This is a genomic window from Aureimonas fodinaquatilis, from assembly GCF_008369445.1.
Classification (GTDB): domain Bacteria; phylum Pseudomonadota; class Alphaproteobacteria; order Rhizobiales; family Rhizobiaceae; genus Aureimonas; species Aureimonas fodinaquatilis.
Map to the genome: position 1 here is coordinate 454407 of NZ_VTWH01000002.1, position 17012 is coordinate 471418.

16 protein-coding genes are annotated in these 17012 nt (G+C 55.1%); 4 read left to right on the forward strand and 12 right to left on the reverse strand.

Annotation, left to right across the window (positions count from 1 at the left end; all coding sequences use genetic code 11):
• Positions 1-99 precede the first annotated feature (99 nt).
• The 9 genes from bamA to FPY71_RS08300 all read right to left on the reverse strand — a co-directional run bounded on the left by bamA (position 100) and on the right by FPY71_RS08300 (position 10249).
• Entirely contained in the window at positions 100-2520 is a 2421-nt protein-coding gene (bamA, locus tag FPY71_RS08260; RefSeq protein WP_149299515.1) for an outer membrane protein assembly factor BamA, read from the reverse strand.
• A gap of 182 nt (positions 2521-2702) precedes the next feature.
• The gene (rseP, locus tag FPY71_RS08265) at positions 2703-3854 is read right to left on the reverse strand and encodes an RIP metalloprotease RseP (protein WP_149299517.1); all 1152 of its coding nucleotides are present in this window, start codon (positions 3852-3854) and stop codon (positions 2703-2705) included.
• A gap of 34 nt (positions 3855-3888) precedes the next feature.
• Positions 3889-4740 carry a phosphatidate cytidylyltransferase gene (locus tag FPY71_RS08270; RefSeq protein ID WP_149299519.1) on the reverse strand — a complete coding sequence of 284 codons (852 nt, stop codon included), beginning with the start codon at positions 4738-4740 and terminating at the stop codon, positions 3889-3891.
• Between the two features lie 2 nt (positions 4741-4742).
• Positions 4743-5459: an isoprenyl transferase gene (locus tag FPY71_RS08275; RefSeq protein ID WP_149299521.1), complete on the reverse strand. Its 717-nt coding sequence runs from the start codon at positions 5457-5459 to the stop codon at positions 4743-4745.
• A gap of 42 nt (positions 5460-5501) precedes the next feature.
• Positions 5502-6059, reverse strand: a complete 558-nt coding sequence (gene frr / locus FPY71_RS08280; protein ID WP_149299523.1) for a ribosome recycling factor — start codon at positions 6057-6059, stop codon at positions 5502-5504.
• Between the two features lie 30 nt (positions 6060-6089).
• Positions 6090-6797: a UMP kinase gene (pyrH, locus tag FPY71_RS08285; RefSeq protein WP_281287489.1), complete on the reverse strand. Its 708-nt coding sequence runs from the start codon at positions 6795-6797 to the stop codon at positions 6090-6092.
• A gap of 326 nt (positions 6798-7123) precedes the next feature.
• Complete coding sequence (tsf, locus tag FPY71_RS08290) at positions 7124-8050, reverse strand: translation elongation factor Ts (protein ID WP_149299525.1); 927 nt, start codon at positions 8048-8050, stop codon at positions 7124-7126.
• A 361-nt stretch (positions 8051-8411) separates the two neighbouring features.
• A complete protein-coding gene (rpsB, locus tag FPY71_RS08295; protein WP_149299527.1) occupies positions 8412-9212 on the reverse strand; it encodes a 30S ribosomal protein S2 in 801 nt (266 codons plus the stop codon).
• Between the two features lie 263 nt (positions 9213-9475).
• Positions 9476-10249, reverse strand: a complete 774-nt coding sequence (locus FPY71_RS08300) for an EipB family protein (protein ID WP_188052271.1) — start codon at positions 10247-10249, stop codon at positions 9476-9478.
• 93 nt (positions 10250-10342) lie between these two features.
• On the opposite strand from FPY71_RS08300, the gene FPY71_RS08305 reads away from it, so the two are divergent.
• Genes FPY71_RS08305 through FPY71_RS08320 form a run of 4 tightly spaced genes read left to right on the forward strand, consistent with a single transcriptional unit; the run spans position 10343 to position 13243 of the window.
• Positions 10343-10810, forward strand: a complete 468-nt coding sequence (locus tag FPY71_RS08305; RefSeq protein ID WP_149299531.1) for a RidA family protein — start codon at positions 10343-10345, stop codon at positions 10808-10810.
• A complete protein-coding gene (locus FPY71_RS08310; protein ID WP_246160208.1) occupies positions 10803-11543 on the forward strand; it encodes a glycerophosphodiester phosphodiesterase family protein in 741 nt (246 codons plus the stop codon). Before FPY71_RS08305 ends, FPY71_RS08310 begins: the two co-directional genes overlap by 8 nt.
• An 18-nt stretch (positions 11544-11561) precedes the next feature.
• Positions 11562-12785 (forward strand): GNAT family N-acetyltransferase, encoded by a 1224-nt coding sequence (locus tag FPY71_RS08315; protein WP_149299534.1) that lies wholly within the window; start codon positions 11562-11564, stop codon positions 12783-12785.
• A 26-nt stretch (positions 12786-12811) separates the two neighbouring features.
• Entirely contained in the window at positions 12812-13243 is a 432-nt protein-coding gene (locus FPY71_RS08320) for an HIT family protein (RefSeq protein WP_149299536.1), read from the forward strand.
• Positions 13244-13247: 4 nt separating this feature from the next.
• Here the strand turns inward: FPY71_RS08320 and FPY71_RS08325 are convergent, their stop codons facing one another.
• The 3 genes from FPY71_RS08325 to clpA all read right to left on the reverse strand — a co-directional run bounded on the left by FPY71_RS08325 (position 13248) and on the right by clpA (position 17007).
• Entirely contained in the window at positions 13248-13613 is a 366-nt protein-coding gene (locus tag FPY71_RS08325) for an AzlD domain-containing protein (RefSeq protein ID WP_149299538.1), read from the reverse strand.
• Positions 13610-14350, reverse strand: coding sequence for an AzlC family ABC transporter permease (locus FPY71_RS08330; RefSeq protein WP_246160210.1), 741 nt, complete (start codon positions 14348-14350; stop codon positions 13610-13612). The genes FPY71_RS08325 and FPY71_RS08330 overlap by 4 nt, the downstream gene beginning before the upstream one ends.
• Before the next feature lie 161 nt (positions 14351-14511).
• A complete protein-coding gene (gene clpA / locus FPY71_RS08335) occupies positions 14512-17007 on the reverse strand; it encodes an ATP-dependent Clp protease ATP-binding subunit ClpA (RefSeq protein WP_149299539.1) in 2496 nt (831 codons plus the stop codon).
• Positions 17008-17012: the final 5 nt, after the last annotated feature.

Below are 17012 nucleotides of genomic sequence, written 5' to 3' on the forward strand. Positions count from 1 at the left end.
AAATGCCCGCCCGGATTGAACCGGACGGGCACATGAAGCTGCTGACTGTTCCAGAGCATTGGGCTTCTGTTGAAACGACCTCGTTCCAACAAGGAATGCTTAGAACCGGGAAGAGAAGCCGAACGAGAATTCCTGCGTGCGGTCGAAGTCTTCCTTGGCAATAGGATAGGCGTAGTTGACACGGATCGGACCGAATGGCGAAGCCCAGACAAGGCCCACACCTGCCGAAGCACGAATATCAAAGCCTGTACCTTCTACACCCGGCTGATCGTCATATTCACTGCCCCAGAGCGAACCGACATCAGCAAAGGCCGCGCCGCGGAACCCAAGGTCGCGGGAAACCAGCGGCAGAGGGAATGTAACCTCAGCCGTGGCATTGAAGAAGTTTTCGCCACCGATGGACACACCGTTCTGACGAGGACCAATGCCCTGATATTTAAAGCCGCGAACGATATCCTGGCCTTTGAAGAAGTTATCAAAGACGCGCAGATCGCCGCCAAATGCCGTCACATTTCCGGCGCTACCGCCCAGCAAGCCGATGACATCATACTCTTCGTTCAACAGGCTGAAGAACGAGCCCTTACCCGTGGTGCGAACAAACTGCGCATCGCCGCCAAGACCGGCGATTTCCTGACCAGCCTGCAGGAACAGGCCGTCACGCGGATCATTGTTGTTGTCCAGCGTGTTGTAGGTCAGCGAGTAGGACGCCGATGAGGTTGAGTATGGGCTGTCGCAGATTGCCTGGTTGATAATCGGCGAATTTGTGTACATCGGCGAATACTGGCCGATGAAGCTGGCTGGTGTGGCCGAAATGAAGTCGCCACAGGTGCGGTAGGCTACAGAACCGCCTGGACCTGGAACCGGCACACCGTAGTCATCACCGAAGCGCTCTTCCTTGTAGTTGTAGGCAATTTGCGCAGTCAGGTTCTCGGTGATTGGCGCGGCAAGGCGCAGCGTGCCACCGGTACGCTCGATATCATAATCGGATGAGGAATTCTCAACCCGGTAAATATCGAAGCCAGCAGCCAGTCGGCGACCCAGGAAGTAAGGCTCGGTGAACGAGAGCGTGTAGTTACGCGCATCTTCACCAAAGCCAGCCGAAACACGAACAAACTGGCCGCGACCGAGGAAGTTGCGCTCTGTGATGCTGATTTCAGCAACCGGGCCCGGGTTTTCACCACCGGTCGTGTAACCACCACCGATCGAGAATTCACCGGTCGATTGCTCAACAACCTGAACAACCACGATAACACGATCCGGCTCGCTGCCTGGCGCCGTTGACACATTGACTGTCTGGAAGAAGCGAAGCGCTTCAAGACGCTGACGCGCCCGCTGGATCAGAACCTGATTGAAGGCATCACCCTCGGAAACATCGAACTCGCGACGAATAACATAGTCGCGTGTCTTGTTGTTTCCGCGAACCTCAATGCGCTCAATGTAAGCACGTGGCCCCTGATCAATCACATACTCAACGGCGATGGTGTTGTTGGAGAAGTCGCGGTCACCACGTGGGGTGACCTGCGCAAAAGCATAGCCCTGCGCCGCAACCGCATTGGTCAGGTTGACCAATGTGTCCTCAACCTTTTCAGCGCTGTAGGTTGCACCGGTTTTGGTGTCCAGCTCGTTCTGCAAGGATGCAGCGTCAATGCCAGGCACCGTGGAATCGATGTTGACCGCACCAAAGCTATAGCGCTCGCCTTCCTCGATGGTGATGGTCAGGTAATATTCGTTCTTCGCCTCATCCAGTTCTGCAACCGAAGAGACAATGCGGAAATCGGCAAAGCCACGATTATAGTAGAAGCGGCGCAGAGTTTCCTCATCAGCGCGCAGGCGGTCTTCATCATAGATGTCGCTGCGCTGCATGAAACCGAGGAGGCCTGTCTGGCGAAGTGCGATCACTTCTTTCAGACGGCTGTCACCGAAGGCGTTGTTACCAACGAAATTGATCTGTGCAATGCGGGTGCGATCGCCCTCCGCAACGTCAAACACAACATTGACCCGGTTGCCCTCGGCCTGAATTGTGCGAACCGAAACATTGGCATCACTGCGGCCAACGCGTGAATAGACTGCGCGGATGGCATCAACGTCGGCCTGGGCGGTGGAGGCATTGTAGGCTGCGCGGGGCGTAGTCTGAACCACAGCTTCAAGCTGTTCGTTCTTGACCTTCTTGTTGCCCTGGAAAATCACCTCGTTGACGATCTGGTTTTCGTCAACCTGAACAATCAGCGTGCCACCCGACTGGCTGACCCGCACATCCGAGAACAGGCCCGTGGCAAAAAGCCGCGTAACCACCTTGTCCATATCCGCAGCGGTGACATTCTGTCCCGGCGATATCTGACTGAGGTTGCGCACGGTTTCAGCATCAACCCGCGACGTGCCGCGAACCTCGACGCGATTTACAACCGCTGCTTGCGCTGAGCCAACAGTTCCAAAAGAAACAGCAAGCGTAGACGCCGCCAGAATTGTTGACGATAGCGCCACCGCAGAAAGAGCGTTGAGAAGCTTCGAACCAGCCGTCATAGGCTTAACCACCTTTTAATTTCCGCCAAGCAGACCGCACAAGAGAATATGCGACACTTGCCTTGTATCTGCTTTGTAATTGCGTTCAACCTGACTAAGCCTGAATCCGTTTAGGATTCATATAAGCGTTGCCGATGCGCCACTGCTAAGCCGTGTTATGGTTAACGTTTCACCAAGCCCCACTACCATAAACCCCCAATACGAGACAGAATATCGTTTGAGGATGCAAACAGCATCAAACCGATGAGAAGAGCAAAGCCGATTCGGAAGCTGACTTCCATAACGCGCTCACTCACGGGTTTACCCCTGGCTGCTTCAATTGCATAGAACACAAGGTGCCCGCCGTCGAGTATCGGAATCGGCATAAGGTTTAAAAGTCCGATGGAAACGGACAAAAGCGCAGCCATGTTCAGCAAGGTTGCAAAACCAAGACTGGCCGCCTGGCCAGACATATGTGCAATGCCGATTGGACCGCTCAACTGATCTGCCGGTTGCGCCCCGCGTATCAGACCAACCAGAAAGTCTACCGTGCGTTCGGTTATGAACCAGGTTTGTGCAGCACCGTAATTGATGGATTGAAGCAGCGACAAATGCTCGACCCGGAATGATGAGCTGTCATTTGTTGCAACGATGCCCACAACCGGCACTTTGAACTCATTGCCAAAAGCGTCCTGCTGGACCCGCTCGCGCGGGGTCACTTCCAAGGCCACAGGTGATCCGGCACGGTCAACCACTAGTGCAATTGGCACATCCGCACGGCTGGCGACATAGCGCTGAAAATCACTGAAATAGGTGATGGCATTACCATCGGCGCTGACAATCTTGTCTCCCGCCTGAATGCCGGCTTCCTGCGCCGGAGAGTTTTCCTGAACCTGCGCAATGATCGGGTCTGCAACAACCCGGCCATTGAAATAGGCTACGCCTGCGAAAATAGCGATTGCCAGAATGAAGTTGGCTATTGGTCCCGCAGCCACCGTAGCAGCGCGACGCCAGACGCTTTTGCTTTGAAATGTGCCCTCAAGCTGTTCCGGACTCAAATGTTCCAGAGACGCGTTGTCCGGCATGCTTGCCGCATTGCTGTCGCCCAGAAATTTCACGTAACCGCCAAGGGGAATGGCGGAAAGCTTCCAGCGCGTTCCGTGCTTGTCTGTAAAGCCTGCCAGTTCCTTGCCGAAACCCACAGAAAATGTTTCGATGCGGATGCCGCACCAGCGCCCTACCAGATAGTGGCCCAGCTCGTGAAAAAACACGATGACGGTGAGCACAAAAAGAAACGGCACAATATTGATCAGCACTGTATTCCAGGCAAAATCGACCAGTCCCGAAACGTCCATTGTCGTTTGCCTCCAGCAGCTCGCTGCTTATCAACTATAAATGGAATATGGCAAATGCCGGGTCTTCCAGGCCGCGACCTGCCAGACCTATCAGCCACAAAACTCCGGTGGCAATGACAAGTGCGTCAATTCTGTCCATCAAGCCGCCGTGACCGGGAATGAGCTTTCCGGAATCCTTGACGCCAAAACGCCGCTTGATCCACGATTCATACAGATCCCCTGCCTGCCCGACGATCGACAGGACGCCTGCCATCAGCAACAGGCCGAAACTGGCGCCGTGCATGAGGAAATGTGCGTAGACTCCCCCTGCCACCATGCCAGCCAGCAGTCCGCCAACCGCACCGGAAATGGTTTTCTTGGGCGAGACCAGCGGCATAAGCTTTGGCCCGCCAAACATGCGACCGCTGAAATAGGCAAAAATGTCGGTTGACCAGACCACGCAGATAACAAGGCCAAGTGCAATCAGCCCTTCAACGTCGTCACCCCGCAGCATGCCGGGAGCCAGCCCTGCAACACCGGCATAAAGCAAGCCACCCGCCACCCAGTTGGCCCGCTTTTCACGCCGATCGACAAAGGCGATGAACAGCGCCACCACGGCCACAATGAGGATGGCCGCCAGCTCAAAGTGAAACAGAAAGGCCAGAAGCGACAGAACAAGCGCGCGCCGCGCCAGATAAAACAACGGACCAGCCCGCTTGGCCCCGGTAATTCGCGCCCATTCATCAAAGACAATGTAGCCAGTGGCCACACAAAGCAGCCGGAACAATGTGCCGCCGGCAATTGCCAGACCCAGCACTGCCAGACCAAGTATGACTGCTGATATCAACCGAGGCTTCAGATCTTCCCAGGATTGTGCACGCGTTAAACGCCCTATTCCAAGACCCATGATCAAGACGCGATTTCTTGAGAAACGCCACCAAAGCGGCGATCGCGTGCAGAGAACTGCTCAATCGCCTCCTGCAGTGCGTGCCTGTCAAAGTCTGGCCACAGGCAGGGCAGGAACACAAATTCCGTATAGGCAGATTGCCAAAGCAAAAAGTTTGAAAGCCTCTGCTCGCCACTGGTGCGGATGATCAGATCCGGGTCAGGAATTCCAACGGTGTCCAGATGCTGATCCAGCATCTGCGCATCAATCTGGCTGGCAGAGATTGCGCCACTGGCAACGCGCTCTGCAAGCCGCCTGGCCGCCCTGGCAATTTCATCGCGCGAACCGTAATTAAAGGCAATGATCAGCTGCGTTCCGCGGTTGTGGAGTGTCAGGTTTTCCGCCTCTTCAAGAAGCGCCAGAATATCCGGTTTCAGGTTATCGCGCGCGCCGATAATGCGCACCCGCACGCCTGCTTCATGCAGTTCGGCAAGGTCGCGGCGAATGAACAGCTTCAGCAGCGTCATCAATTCGCCGACCTCATCCTCGGGACGGCGCCAGTTTTCTGAGGAAAAAGCAAAGAGCGTCAGAACCTCGATGCCAAGGTCTCCTGCCGCGCGAACCGCCTCTCTTACGGCTTCAACCCCGCGCCGGTGGCCCATGCTTCGCGGTAAACCGCGAGCTTTAGCCCACCGCCCGTTGCCGTCCATAATAATGGCGACGTGTCGTAGCTGTCGCAAAGTGAACCGCCCTATCCCAGAACCAACCAACAGCGGTGCTGCCTAAACCTGCATGATTTCGCCTTCTTTGGCCACCAGCAGACGGTCAATTTCAGACACGATTTCATCTGTCATTTTTTGAACTTTTTCAGAAGACTGGCGGCTTTCATCCTGCCCGAGATCGCCGTCCTTTTCCAACTTCTTCAAAGTTTCCATGCCATCTCGCCGCACATGACGAACTGCGACGCGGGCGCTTTCAGCATATTGATGCGCAACCTTGACCAGTTCCTTGCGGCGCTGTTCGTTCAGCTCTGGCAATGGAATGCGCAATGTGGTGCCGTCAACAATCGGGTTCAGGCCAAGATTGCTTTCACGAATGGCACGGTCCACCGCGCTGACCATGCCTTTGTCCCAGATGGAAACCGCAACCATGCGCGGTTCCGGCACGGTGACATTGGCAACCTGATTAAGAGGCATTTGCGAACCGTAAGCTTCCACCACAATCGGGTCCAGAAGATTTGCAGATGCGCGGCCTGTGCGCAAACCTGCAAGGTCACCCTTAAAGGAAGATACTGCGCCATCCATGCGACGCTTCAGCTCATTCAGTTCAAAATCGGACATGATCGTGCCTCTCTCTACCAGTCTGGGCGTTCAGTCAGAAACCACAGTTGCCCGACCTGAACCCGTCAGAATTCTTGCGAATTCTCCCGCCTCATGGATCGAAAACACAACTATGGGTATATTATTCTCACGTGCCAAGGCCACTGCAGCAGTATCCATGACGGCAAGCCCTTTTTGCAGAACTTCGTCATGTGTCAGGCTGTCGTAACGCTCTGCATCTGGATGAAGTTTGGGATCGGCAGTGTAGATACCGTCCACCTGCGTTCCCTTGAACAGGGCTTCCGCACCCATTTCTGCGGCACGCAGCGCTGCAGCGGAATCAGTTGTGAAGAACGGGTTGCCGGTGCCACCGGCAAAAATCACCACCCGCCCGGCTCTGGCATGCGCCAGTGCAGCGCGCTGCGAAAAGCTCTCGCAAATTTCCGGCATGGCGATGGCCGAAAGCACAATCGCATCAATACCAAGCTTGGTCAGTGATGTGCGCAGCGCCAAAGCGTTGATCACCGTGGCAAGCATGCCCATATGATCGCCAGTGACGCGGTCCCCACCTTTGGAGGCCACCGCCACACCGCGGAAGATGTTGCCTCCGCCCACGACCACCGATATTTCGACACCAAGCTCGCGGGCCTGCCGAATGTCACCCGCTATTCTGTCTGCGATTGTGACATCAATACCAAAGCCCTGCGCCCCCATCAGGGCCTCGCCCGAAACCTTCAAAAGAACGCTCTTGTAACGCAAGGCACATTATCCTTATTGAGCCAGTATTTCGGTCTGGATCATTTCAGCTCTTCTGCGAAGCGCCAAAAAGTCCCCAGCTTCTATCTTGTGCAGTTTCAAGCGCAAGCTCGCCAACGCGACCCTGTCTGAAATTGCATTCAGGCCAGCAAAACCCCGCCAGGTTGGCAGCCATACGCAAACCCGCACAGCAGGACATCTTACTGCCAGCTCTGAAATCCTGGTTTGCGATACAACAAGGGCGCCCGCTTCTCAAGCCGGACGCCCTTGCTTAATGCCAAATCCACTGGACGTTTCAGGAAACGCCAGCGGAATTTATGACAATCAGATTACTTTTTGCCGGCAACAGCAGCAACTTCTGCCGCGAAGTCGCTTTCCTCGCGCTCGATGCCTTCGCCCAGCGCGAAACGAACAAAACCGGTGATGCGGGCTGGTGCACCAAAGCCTTCTTCTGCCTGCTTCAGCGCAGCCTCAACGGTAAGGTCCGGGTTCATGACGAAGCCCTGCTTCAACAGAACAACTTCCTCGTAGAACTTGCGAATGCGCCCTTCCACCATCTTCTCAATGATGTTTTCCGGCTTGCCCGACTGACGTGCCTGCTCGGAGAAAATCGCACGCTCGCGGTCAACCGTGTCAGAATCAACATCCGAATCGTTGAGCGCCAGAGGATTGGTCGCAGCAACATGCATTGCAATCTGGCGGCCGAACTGGGTCAAAGCCGCTTTATCACCGGCAGACTCAATTGCCACCAGAACGCCCAGACGGCCCAGGCCATCAACAACCTGATTGTGGATGTAGGTTGCGACAACGCCGTTCTCGACCGACAGAACCTTGGAACGGCGAAGACCTAGATTTTCACCAATCGTGGCAACCGCATCACGAACGGTGTCGGTGACCGACTTGCCGCTGGAAGGAACAGTTGCGCCGCCTACGGCATCAACATTGCCGTCAGTGTTCAGACCAACAGTGGCAATTTCCCGAACCAGCGTCTGGAAGGCTTCATTGCGCGCAACAAAGTCAGTCTCGGAATTGACTTCAACAACGATTGCCCGGTTGTCGCCCGAAGCAACGCCAACAAGACCTTCAGCAGCAGTGCGTCCTGCCTTCTTGTCTGCCTTGGCAATACCCTTGGCACGCAGCCAGTCGATTGCTGCTTCCATATCGCCACCGGTTTCCGAAAGCGCGGTCTTGCAGTCCATCATTCCTGCGCCGGTCTTTTCACGCAGTTCTTTCACCATTGCAGCGGAGATTGTCATGGATTGGCCTTTGAACTAGGGCACGGGCTGATGGGCACCTGCCCTGAAAAGCCCTGCAAAAACAAAATTGAAGGTCGGGGTACGCTCTGACCGGATGCCAGACTGCCAACCGAATTTGAAAACGATCTGGCGCACCAACTCTGTATGAGCAATTCCAGAAGAATGCGAAGCGGTTCTGCGTCTGGATCTGCCGCACAATGTGGAGTCAGAGTATTTTCACGATTCGATGAACAGCAAAATACTCCGGAAGGGTGCACTCCAATAATGACGCCGCGATAACAGCCTCACTTTGACCAAGGCGCCCTGCATTTCAATCTGCAAGGCGCCTTGTTTATCATTAGCTGAACAAATCGCAGCCGAATTAGGCAGCGGCGCTTTGTCCGTCTCCCTCAGGAGCAACCTCTGCCGCGTCAGCCAGCGCAGGCTCAACCGGAGCTTCTTCCATGGCGCCAATATCAACGCCCATGGAACCCTGCTGACGCGCGATGCCGTCTACGGCCGAACGTGCGATCAGGTCACAATAGAGTGAAATTGCGCGCGCTGCGTCGTCATTGCCCGGAACCGGGAAATCAATGCGAGACGGATCACTGTTCGAGTCGACAACCGCAACAACCGGAATGTGCAGACGCTTGGCTTCATCAATTGCAATCGACTCCTTGTTGGTGTCGATGATGAAGATCAGGTCAGGAACGCCGCCCATGTCCTTGATGCCGCCCAAAGCGCGATCAAGCTTGTCGCGCTCACGCTGCAGGGTCAGACGCTCTTTCTTGGTAAAGCCATGTGCTTCACCGGCAAGCAGCTCGTCCAGCTTGCGAAGACGCTGAATGGAATTGGAAATGGTCTTCCAGTTGGTCAGCATTCCGCCGAGCCAACGAGAATTGACGTAGTACTGCGCCGAACGGTTTGCCGCATCTGCCACGATTTCCGATGCCTGACGCTTCGTGCCGACGAACAGCACGCGACCGCCGCGGGCAACCGTGTCGGACACAGCCTGCAACGCACGGTGCAGCAAAGGCACTGTCTGACCAAGGTCAAGAATGTGGATGTTGTTGCGCGCACCAAAGATGTAAGGCGCCATACGTGGGTTCCAGCGGTGTGTCTGGTGCCCGAAGTGCACGCCTGCCTCAAGCAGCTGGCGCATTGAATAATCTGGCAAAGCCATATCGATCGTCCTTTAACCGGTTAGCCTCCACGGAACGAAGCAGGAAAAAACCTGCCACCGGAGGGAAGAGCACCAGCAAAACCGGCACCGAACCCGACTTCCGTGTGTGGAATGGACCGGCCATTACAACAATTATGCCCGGAAAGCAAGAAAGCATCCCGAAGCGTTTACCATTGCAGCAAAACCGCTGGACCGGCGGAGCAAGGCCTAAAAGCAGCGTGTTGGTGACGTGCCGGAACCTGGAGCTGTGAGCCCGCCACCCTCTAGCATGCAGGACCGTTGAGATAGGTCAGATCCGACAGCTTTCCCTTAAGCTCATAATCACCGAAATCCAGGCGCATTTCATCGGACACACCGTTTTCATACAGGCGATAGCGTGCACGAAACACGGGCATGCCGTTTTCATTGCTGTCATTGTTGAAATAGGATTCGTCAATTCTCCAGGATTTAAGGTTCTTGACGGTTTCCTCGCGCCCCGGTGCTGCCGGCAGAATGACGGATGTGGTTGTCACCAGCTTTTCCGCCTCGACATCCCCATCAAACAATCGGCTTTCCACGAACCGTTCGCCCTTTTGCGCGCGTGAAATCAGGTCACTGGTATGCGCAAGCGGAAATCTGGAAAGCGGTAGTTCAAACTTGCGCTGCACCGGCTCAACCATGGCCACCGCAGTGCTGTCAGCCTCGTTGATTGCCGTTCCCTTGACGATGCCCTGATCCTGACCGTCGACAAATGTGTGGATCTCGAAATCGAATTTGTTTCCCCCGTCGCTTTCCTTTGAAAGCGTTCGCTGATCTGTCAGCGTGGATTCATCCTGCTGGTGAAAGCGCGCAGCAAACCGATAATCGATCTCATATTCATCACAGGTTGCGGCCTTCAGCGTGTAGGCGATTCGCCCTTCCACCGCGATGATTTCATCTGTTTGCGTTGCGAGAGAAAGATCGTAAACCGCCTGATGTGGGCGCAGCCATGCTGCGTGCGCACTGGACATCAGAGTGGCCATTGCCAGAATCACTGAGCTGATATGGCGATACGGCATTCTGGAGTCCCCCATTGACGACAGTGGTGCCGGCTATCTTGCGAAAACCCGCTGCCACCGCTTATTGATATGCAAACAACAGCCGGAGTCTTCATGACCTTGTCAATCGAAAGCCGCCTGGCCGCAAAAGGCCTGACCCTGCCCCCAGCAGCAACACCTGCAGCCAATTATGTCTCCTACGTGACCTACGGCAATATTCTGCAAACTTCCGGGCAATTGCCAATGGCAGACGGCAAGATTGCCGTAACCGGAAAACTTGGCTCCACGGTATCGCTTGAGCAGGGGCTGGAAGCGGCGCGCCATTGCGCCTTGAACATATTGGCGCAAACTCAGGCTGCATTGGGTGGCGATTTCGGCCGTGTAAAACGTCTGCTGAAGATCACGGTCTTTGTGGCAAGTGATCCTGCCTTTACGGATCAGCACAAGGTTGCAAACGGCGCATCCGACCTTCTGGTCGAAATTCTGGGCGATGCCGGCAAGCATTCGCGTTCCGCAGTCGGCGTATCAGCTTTGCCGATGGATGCCGCGGTTGAAATCGAGGCGGTGTTCGAGATTGCCTGATCAATCTGACATAGCGTCAGTTCTGGCGCATGTAACCCGTCGTCCTATCGCTCATCGCGGTTTGCACGACGGAAATGGCAGCGTGGCAGAAAATTCCGCCTCGGCATTTCGTGCTGCCATAGACGCCGGTTACGCCATTGAGTGCGATGTTCACATCGCCGCCGATGGCGTGCCGGTGGTTTTCCACGACAATGATCTGCAACGCCTGACAGGGGTGGATGCTCTGGTATCGGGCAAAACGTCGCTGGAACTTGCAAATCTGAAACTGGCCGGGACGGATGACCGCATCGACACCCTGGCCAACCTGTTGGCAATGACCCGAGGGCGCGTGCCTCTGGTGGTGGAGATCAAGGGAACGGACCAAAAGGCAGACGGCGCCTTTGTATCGAATCTGGCACCCGTTCTGGCGGGATATGATGGTCCACTGGCGTTGATGTCTTTCGACCGCTGGCTGATTGAGCAGGCACTGGCCGCGGAACTGCCATTTCCTGTGGGTCTGGTAGCAGAAAGCCTGCGGCCGGAATGTCTTGAGCAGCATATGGCGGTTCTGAACCTGGGCTGCTCGTTTGTTTCCTACAATGTCCACCACTTGCCAAACATGTTCATTGAACATGTCCGGCAGGATCGCCATTTACCCGTCATATGTTGGACAGTGCGCAATCAGGAAGAAGCAGACCGAAGTCGACCCTTTGCAGATCAGATTACTTTTGAAGGGTTTACGCCGCATTCCTAAAGCAATTATGGAATTTAAATGGCCGAAACGACGGACTTAAAAGACGAGTCAGATCAGCCGACGGCCATTGTCAGGGTTGTCAATTCCATTGATGACATCAGTGCGGAAGCATGGAATGCACTTGCCGGGATCAGTTCCGATCGGGAGGATCAGTGGCAGGGCAATCCGTTTCTGCACCATGCATTTTTGAAGTCTCTGGAAGATTCCGGTTGTGTCGATGAACGCACCGGCTGGCTGCCGCAGCATCTTCTGCTGGAGGTAAACGGTCAGCTCTGCGGCGCCGCACCTGCCTATCTGAAAAGCCACAGCCAGGGTGAATATGTGTTTGACCAGGGCTGGGCAGATGCGCTGGAACGTGCCGGAGTGGACTATTACCCCAAGCTGCAGATATCCGTTCCCTTCACCCCGGCCACGGGGCCGCGACTTCTAACCGGCATCGGAAATGACGCTTTAAAGCCTCTATTGGCAAGCGCGATCAAAAGCTATGTCACCACAACCGGCGTTTCCTCTGCCCATGCCACATTTCTGGAGCAAGGCGATCTGACAGCCTTGGTTGAACAGGGTTTTCTGCACCGCATAGACCAGCAGTTTCATTTTCGAAATCTTGGTTACCGCAACTATTCGGAATTTCTTGACAGTCTGGCATCGCGAAAACGCAAGGCTTTGAAGCGTGAGCGCCGGGAGGCACTGCAGAACGATATTCAGATCGAGTTGCTGACAGGCAAGAGTTTAACCGAGAACGCGTGGGACGCCTTTTACAGATTCTACATGGATACCGGCAGTCGCAAATGGGGCCGACCCTATCTGAATCGCCAGTTTTTCAGCCTTGTCAGCGAAAGACTGGCGGATCGTATTCTGCTGGTGATGGCGCGTCGTGACGGCCGCTATATTGCCGGAGCCCTGAATTTTATTGGCGCAGACAGGCTCTACGGCAGATATTGGGGTTGCATCGAACACCACCCCTATCTGCATTTTGAGCTTTGCTATCATCAAGCCATCGAGTTTGCGCTGGCCAATGGCATCAGCATTGTCGAGGCAGGCGCCCAAGGCGACCACAAGCTGGCACGCGGTTACGAGCCGGTAACAACGCATTCCGCTCACTATATTGCCCATCCAGGCTTGAAACAGGCAGTTGCCAATTACCTGGAACGAGAGCGAAGAGATGTCAGCCGCATCAGCGAATTGCTTGCGGATCATGCGCCATTCCGCAAAAATGGCATCGACGAATCCGGCTCAGGTTGAGAGCTGGTCAACAGATGGAAAAAGACATGGCGGCCTATCAGGACGACAATATATTTGCGCGGATTCTGCGGGGTGAAATTCCGAGCATCAAACTTTTTGATCTGCCGGAAGCCATTGCCATCATGGATGTCATGCCACAGTCTCCGGGGCATTGCCTTGTCATTCCAAAAGCCGCGTCGCGCAACTTGCTGGATGCCGATGGAGAAACGCTTGCAACTCTGCTGCCGCTGACGTCAAGGCTTGCACGGGCGGTCAAACAGGCCATGCATGCCGACGGAATAGTTGTGAAGCAGTATAATGAGGAACCGGCGGGCCAAACGGTTTTCCACCTGCATATCCATATAGTGCCAATCTATGCGGGTAAGGACCTGACATCCCACGCTGGAAAAATGGCAGATTTTGGCGAACTGTCGGCCCAGGCCGACCTTATCCGGACAGCTTTTGAAGCGCCTTCGTGAAAGGTCAGATGAGACCAGCCCACCAGGCACCAAATTGCAGCACGCATTGTGAGGCGATGATTCCCAGAATAACGCTGCGACGAAACAACAGGTAAGCTGCAAAACCGCCTGCCACTGCGCCGACGCGCGCAATCATGGGAATGGCTTCCAAAGTACCGCCAGGATAGAGCACCAGGCGAGCTATCACCGCCGCCACCAGCGCCGTGGCGATAGCCCGCACAAGCGCAATCGCGGGTGAAGTTTCAGATATCCGCCCGGACGAAACAACGCCCAGAAAGCGCCAGATATCCGTTGGCAGCCAGCCTGCCAGAAGAATGAACAGGTAAGGCCACCACGGCACGCCATAGCTGAAAAACGTCCATTCAGTCATGCCGCGGAATCTCGTTTTTCAGCCATTTTCCCGGCGGCAAACGCCAGGATGCCCCCTGCAATGCCTGCCACGAGAATGTCCAGATCCGGCGCAATCCAATGCGCTATGGGCAACAAGGCCATTCCAATGAATAAACCATATTTTCCAGCATGTTCACGGGCAGAGCCAAACAATGACATGAGGAAATAGACCGGCGTCAGGAAGGCCAGCGAAGCCGTTACCAGTGGCGGAAACTGACCCAGAAGATGAAAGGCCGATGCGACAACGACCAGATTGAGGAAATTCAGCGTCAATGCAAAACCGGCGAAAAACACCAGTCGCTTTTCCCTTGGCGCATAGCGCAGGTTTTCCATCGCAAACACCCAGCATGTAATGGCGATGAAGTGTGAGAGGACAATCAGTTTCCATTTGCTCGTTTGCGGTGTGCGCAGTTCCGGCATCAGGGAAACGATCATCGGCATAAGCCGCATGGAAGACAGGCAAACAGCCAGCGCAACGGCAGGCAATGAAAGCCCGGCGGCGATGGAACCCACGATGATGATTTTGGCCGGCAGCGCCCAGATTGAAAACACCATGAAGGTGGTTTGCATCCAGTCCAGCCCAGCCTCCCGCGCCAGGCCTGTAAAGCCGATCATGGAAATGGTCAGGATAATCGCCGGAACGCTGGCAATGCCCGACATGCCGCGCAAAAGCCAGTAGAGATTGGAGTTGCTGTCCAGATTGAGACGCGAGAACACGGCAATAAAGGTCCGAAGATGCTACAACCAGAGTTAGAGCATTTTTGTAACCCGATGGAAAGCAGATGCGCGCTGGATTTCAGAATCTTTGCCCGAAGCTCTCACCATGGAAAAAGGGCCGGAGACATTGATCTCCGGCCCTTGAGCTGTCAGCGATGCTTCTACTCCGGCTTGCGCGGCACCTTCGGCACCGTGCCCGATCGCCGGGACTGTTTGGTCTGCCGGGACTCAGCTTTGGGCGGTGGTGCCAGAGCAACATCACCGTCATTGTCAAAATCCAGCGCCTCGTCACTGGCCGCCGGCGCTGCCTTGCCTTTGCGTGATTTCGGCTCGGCGTTTTTACGCGCTTTTGGCAGTGGCTGGTCGGCAATGGCTTCCAGCTTCAGCTCTGCAACGCCGTTTTCACCTTTAGCCACAGTCACTTTCACGGTTCCGCCGCGCTTCAGCTTGCCAAACAACACCTCGTCCGCCAAAGGCGTTTTGATGTATTTCTGAATGACACGACCCAGCGGGCGTGCACCCATAGTTTCATCATAGCCTTTTTCAGCCAGCCACTTGATGGCTTCCGGTGCCAGGTCAAACGTAACGCCGCGGTCTGAAAGCTGGGCTTCCAACTGCATGACGAATTTCTGCACAACATCATGCACTACCGGAGTCGGCAGAGCGCCAAACGGAATTATCGCATCCAGTCGATTGCGAAATTCCGGTGTAAACAACCGATTGATCGCCTCCACATCGTCGCCCGTGCGACGATTGGTGTGGAAGCCGATTGCCGCCCTTTGGGCTTCAGATGCACCGGCATTGGTGGTCATGATCAATATGACATTGCGAAAATCAATTCGTTTGCCATTGTGATCGGTCAGCTTGCCGTGATCCATGACCTGCAACAAAATGTTGAACAGGTCTGGATGGGCTTTTTCGATCTCATCCAGCAACAACACGCAATGCGGGTGTTGATCCACACCATCTGTCAGCAGACCACCCTGATCGAAACCGACATAGCCGGGCGGCGCGCCGATCAACCGGGAAACGGTATGACGCTCCATATATTCCGACATGTCGAAACGCAGCAGCTCGATGCCAAGCGCCGAAGCCAATTGCTTGGCGACTTCGGTTTTACCCACACCCGTCGGTCCGGAGAACAGATAGCTGCCAATTGGCTTTTCGGGCTCACGCAGCCCGGCACGCGAAAGCTTGATCGCTGATGTCAGACTGTCGATTGCAGCATCCTGGCCATAAACAACCCGCTTGAGCTGGGCATCCAGGTTGTGCAAGACCGCTTCATCGTCTTTGGAAACCGATTTGGGCGGAATGCGCGCCATGGTGGCAACGGTAGCCTCGATTTCCTTGACGCCGATTTGCTTCTTGCGCCGGGATTCCGGCAAAAGCATTTGCGATGCCCCACTTTCGTCAATCACATCAATCGCCTTATCCGGCAATTTGCGATCGTTGATATAGCGAGCGGACAGTTCAACTGCAGAGCGAATGGCATCATTGGTGAATTTGACGTGGTGGAACTCTTCGAAATACGGCTTCAACCCCTTCAGGATGGAAACGGCATCTTCAATGCTGGGTTCTTTGACGTCAATTTTCTGGAAACGACGGACCAGCGCCCTGTCCTTCTCGAAGAACTGGCGATACTCTTTGTAGGTCGTTGATCCAATGCAACGAATGGCCCCGGATGACAAGGCAGGTTTCAACAGGTTGGAAGCGTCCATCGCTCCGCCGGATGTTGCCCCAGCGCCAATGACGGTGTGAATTTCATCAATGAACAGCACGGCGCCAGGATAATCTTCCAGCTCCTTGACCACCTGTTTCAGACGTTCTTCAAAATCGCCGCGATAGCGAGTGCCGGCCAGAAGCGTCCCCATATCCAGCGAGAATATGGTGGCATCCGCAAGCACCTCGGGCACGTCGCCCTCAACAATGCGCTTTGCCAAACCTTCGGCAATTGCCGTTTTGCCCACACCCGGGTCGCCCACATAAAGCGGGTTGTTTTTGGACCGGCGGCAGAGCACCTGGATGGTGCGGTTGATTTCCTCGGCACGACCAATCAACGGGTCAATGCGCCCGGTTCGCGCTTTTTCGTTCAGGTTTACGCAATAAGCAGTCAGCGCATCCTGCTTTTCCTTACGGCGCCCGTCCTCATCCTGTGCCTGGCCCATTGTCGATTGCTCGTCCTCGGTTCCGCGAACAGTTCGGCTTTCGGCGCCGCCGGGACGCTTGGAGATTCCATGGGAAATAAAATTAACCGCATCATAGCGCGTCATTTCCTGCTCCTGCAGGAAAAACGCCGCATGGCTTTCACGTTCAGCGAAAATGGCAACCAGAACGTTTGCGCCGGTAACCTCATCACGCCCGGATGATTGCACATGAATGACCGCGCGTTGAATAACGCGGTGAAAACCGGCAGTCGGCTTTGAGTCCTCTTCATGACTCGTCACCAGATTTGCCAGTTCCGTATCAATATATTCGATCAGGACCCGGCGCAGCGTCACCATATCAACGCTGCAACCGCGCAAGACCGCCGCCGCGTCGCTGTCTTCCAGCAACGCAAGCAACAAATGCTCCAGCGTTGCGAACTCCTGCTGACGCTCATTGGCGAAGGTCAGAGCCTGATGAAGCGATCTTTCGAGACTTTGGGAAAATGTCGGCAAGTTTC

Excerpts from the sequence above, each read along its gene's own strand:
- FPY71_RS08305 (WP_149299531.1), top strand. The coding sequence starts at position 10,343 with ATGACCTTGTCAATCGAAAGCCGCCTGGCCGCAAAAGGCCTGACCCTG.
- bamA (WP_149299515.1), bottom strand. The coding sequence starts at position 2,520 with ATGACGGCTGGTTCGAAGCTTCTCAACGCTCTTTCTGCGGTGGCGCTA.
- FPY71_RS08315 (WP_149299534.1), top strand. The coding sequence starts at position 11,562 with ATGGCCGAAACGACGGACTTAAAAGACGAGTCAGATCAGCCGACGGCC.
- rseP (WP_149299517.1), bottom strand. The coding sequence starts at position 3,854 with ATGGACGTTTCGGGACTGGTCGATTTTGCCTGGAATACAGTGCTGATC.
- rpsB (WP_149299527.1), bottom strand. The coding sequence starts at position 9,212 with ATGGCTTTGCCAGATTATTCAATGCGCCAGCTGCTTGAGGCAGGCGTG.
- FPY71_RS08270 (WP_149299519.1), bottom strand. The coding sequence starts at position 4,740 with ATGGGTCTTGGAATAGGGCGTTTAACGCGTGCACAATCCTGGGAAGAT.
- frr (WP_149299523.1), bottom strand. The coding sequence starts at position 6,059 with ATGTCCGATTTTGAACTGAATGAGCTGAAGCGTCGCATGGATGGCGCA.
- FPY71_RS08300 (WP_188052271.1), bottom strand. The coding sequence starts at position 10,249 with ATGCCGTATCGCCATATCAGCTCAGTGATTCTGGCAATGGCCACTCTG.
- FPY71_RS08325 (WP_149299538.1), bottom strand. The coding sequence starts at position 13,613 with ATGACTGAATGGACGTTTTTCAGCTATGGCGTGCCGTGGTGGCCTTAC.
- FPY71_RS08320 (WP_149299536.1), top strand. The coding sequence starts at position 12,812 with ATGGCGGCCTATCAGGACGACAATATATTTGCGCGGATTCTGCGGGGT.
- tsf (WP_149299525.1), bottom strand. The coding sequence starts at position 8,050 with ATGACAATCTCCGCTGCAATGGTGAAAGAACTGCGTGAAAAGACCGGC.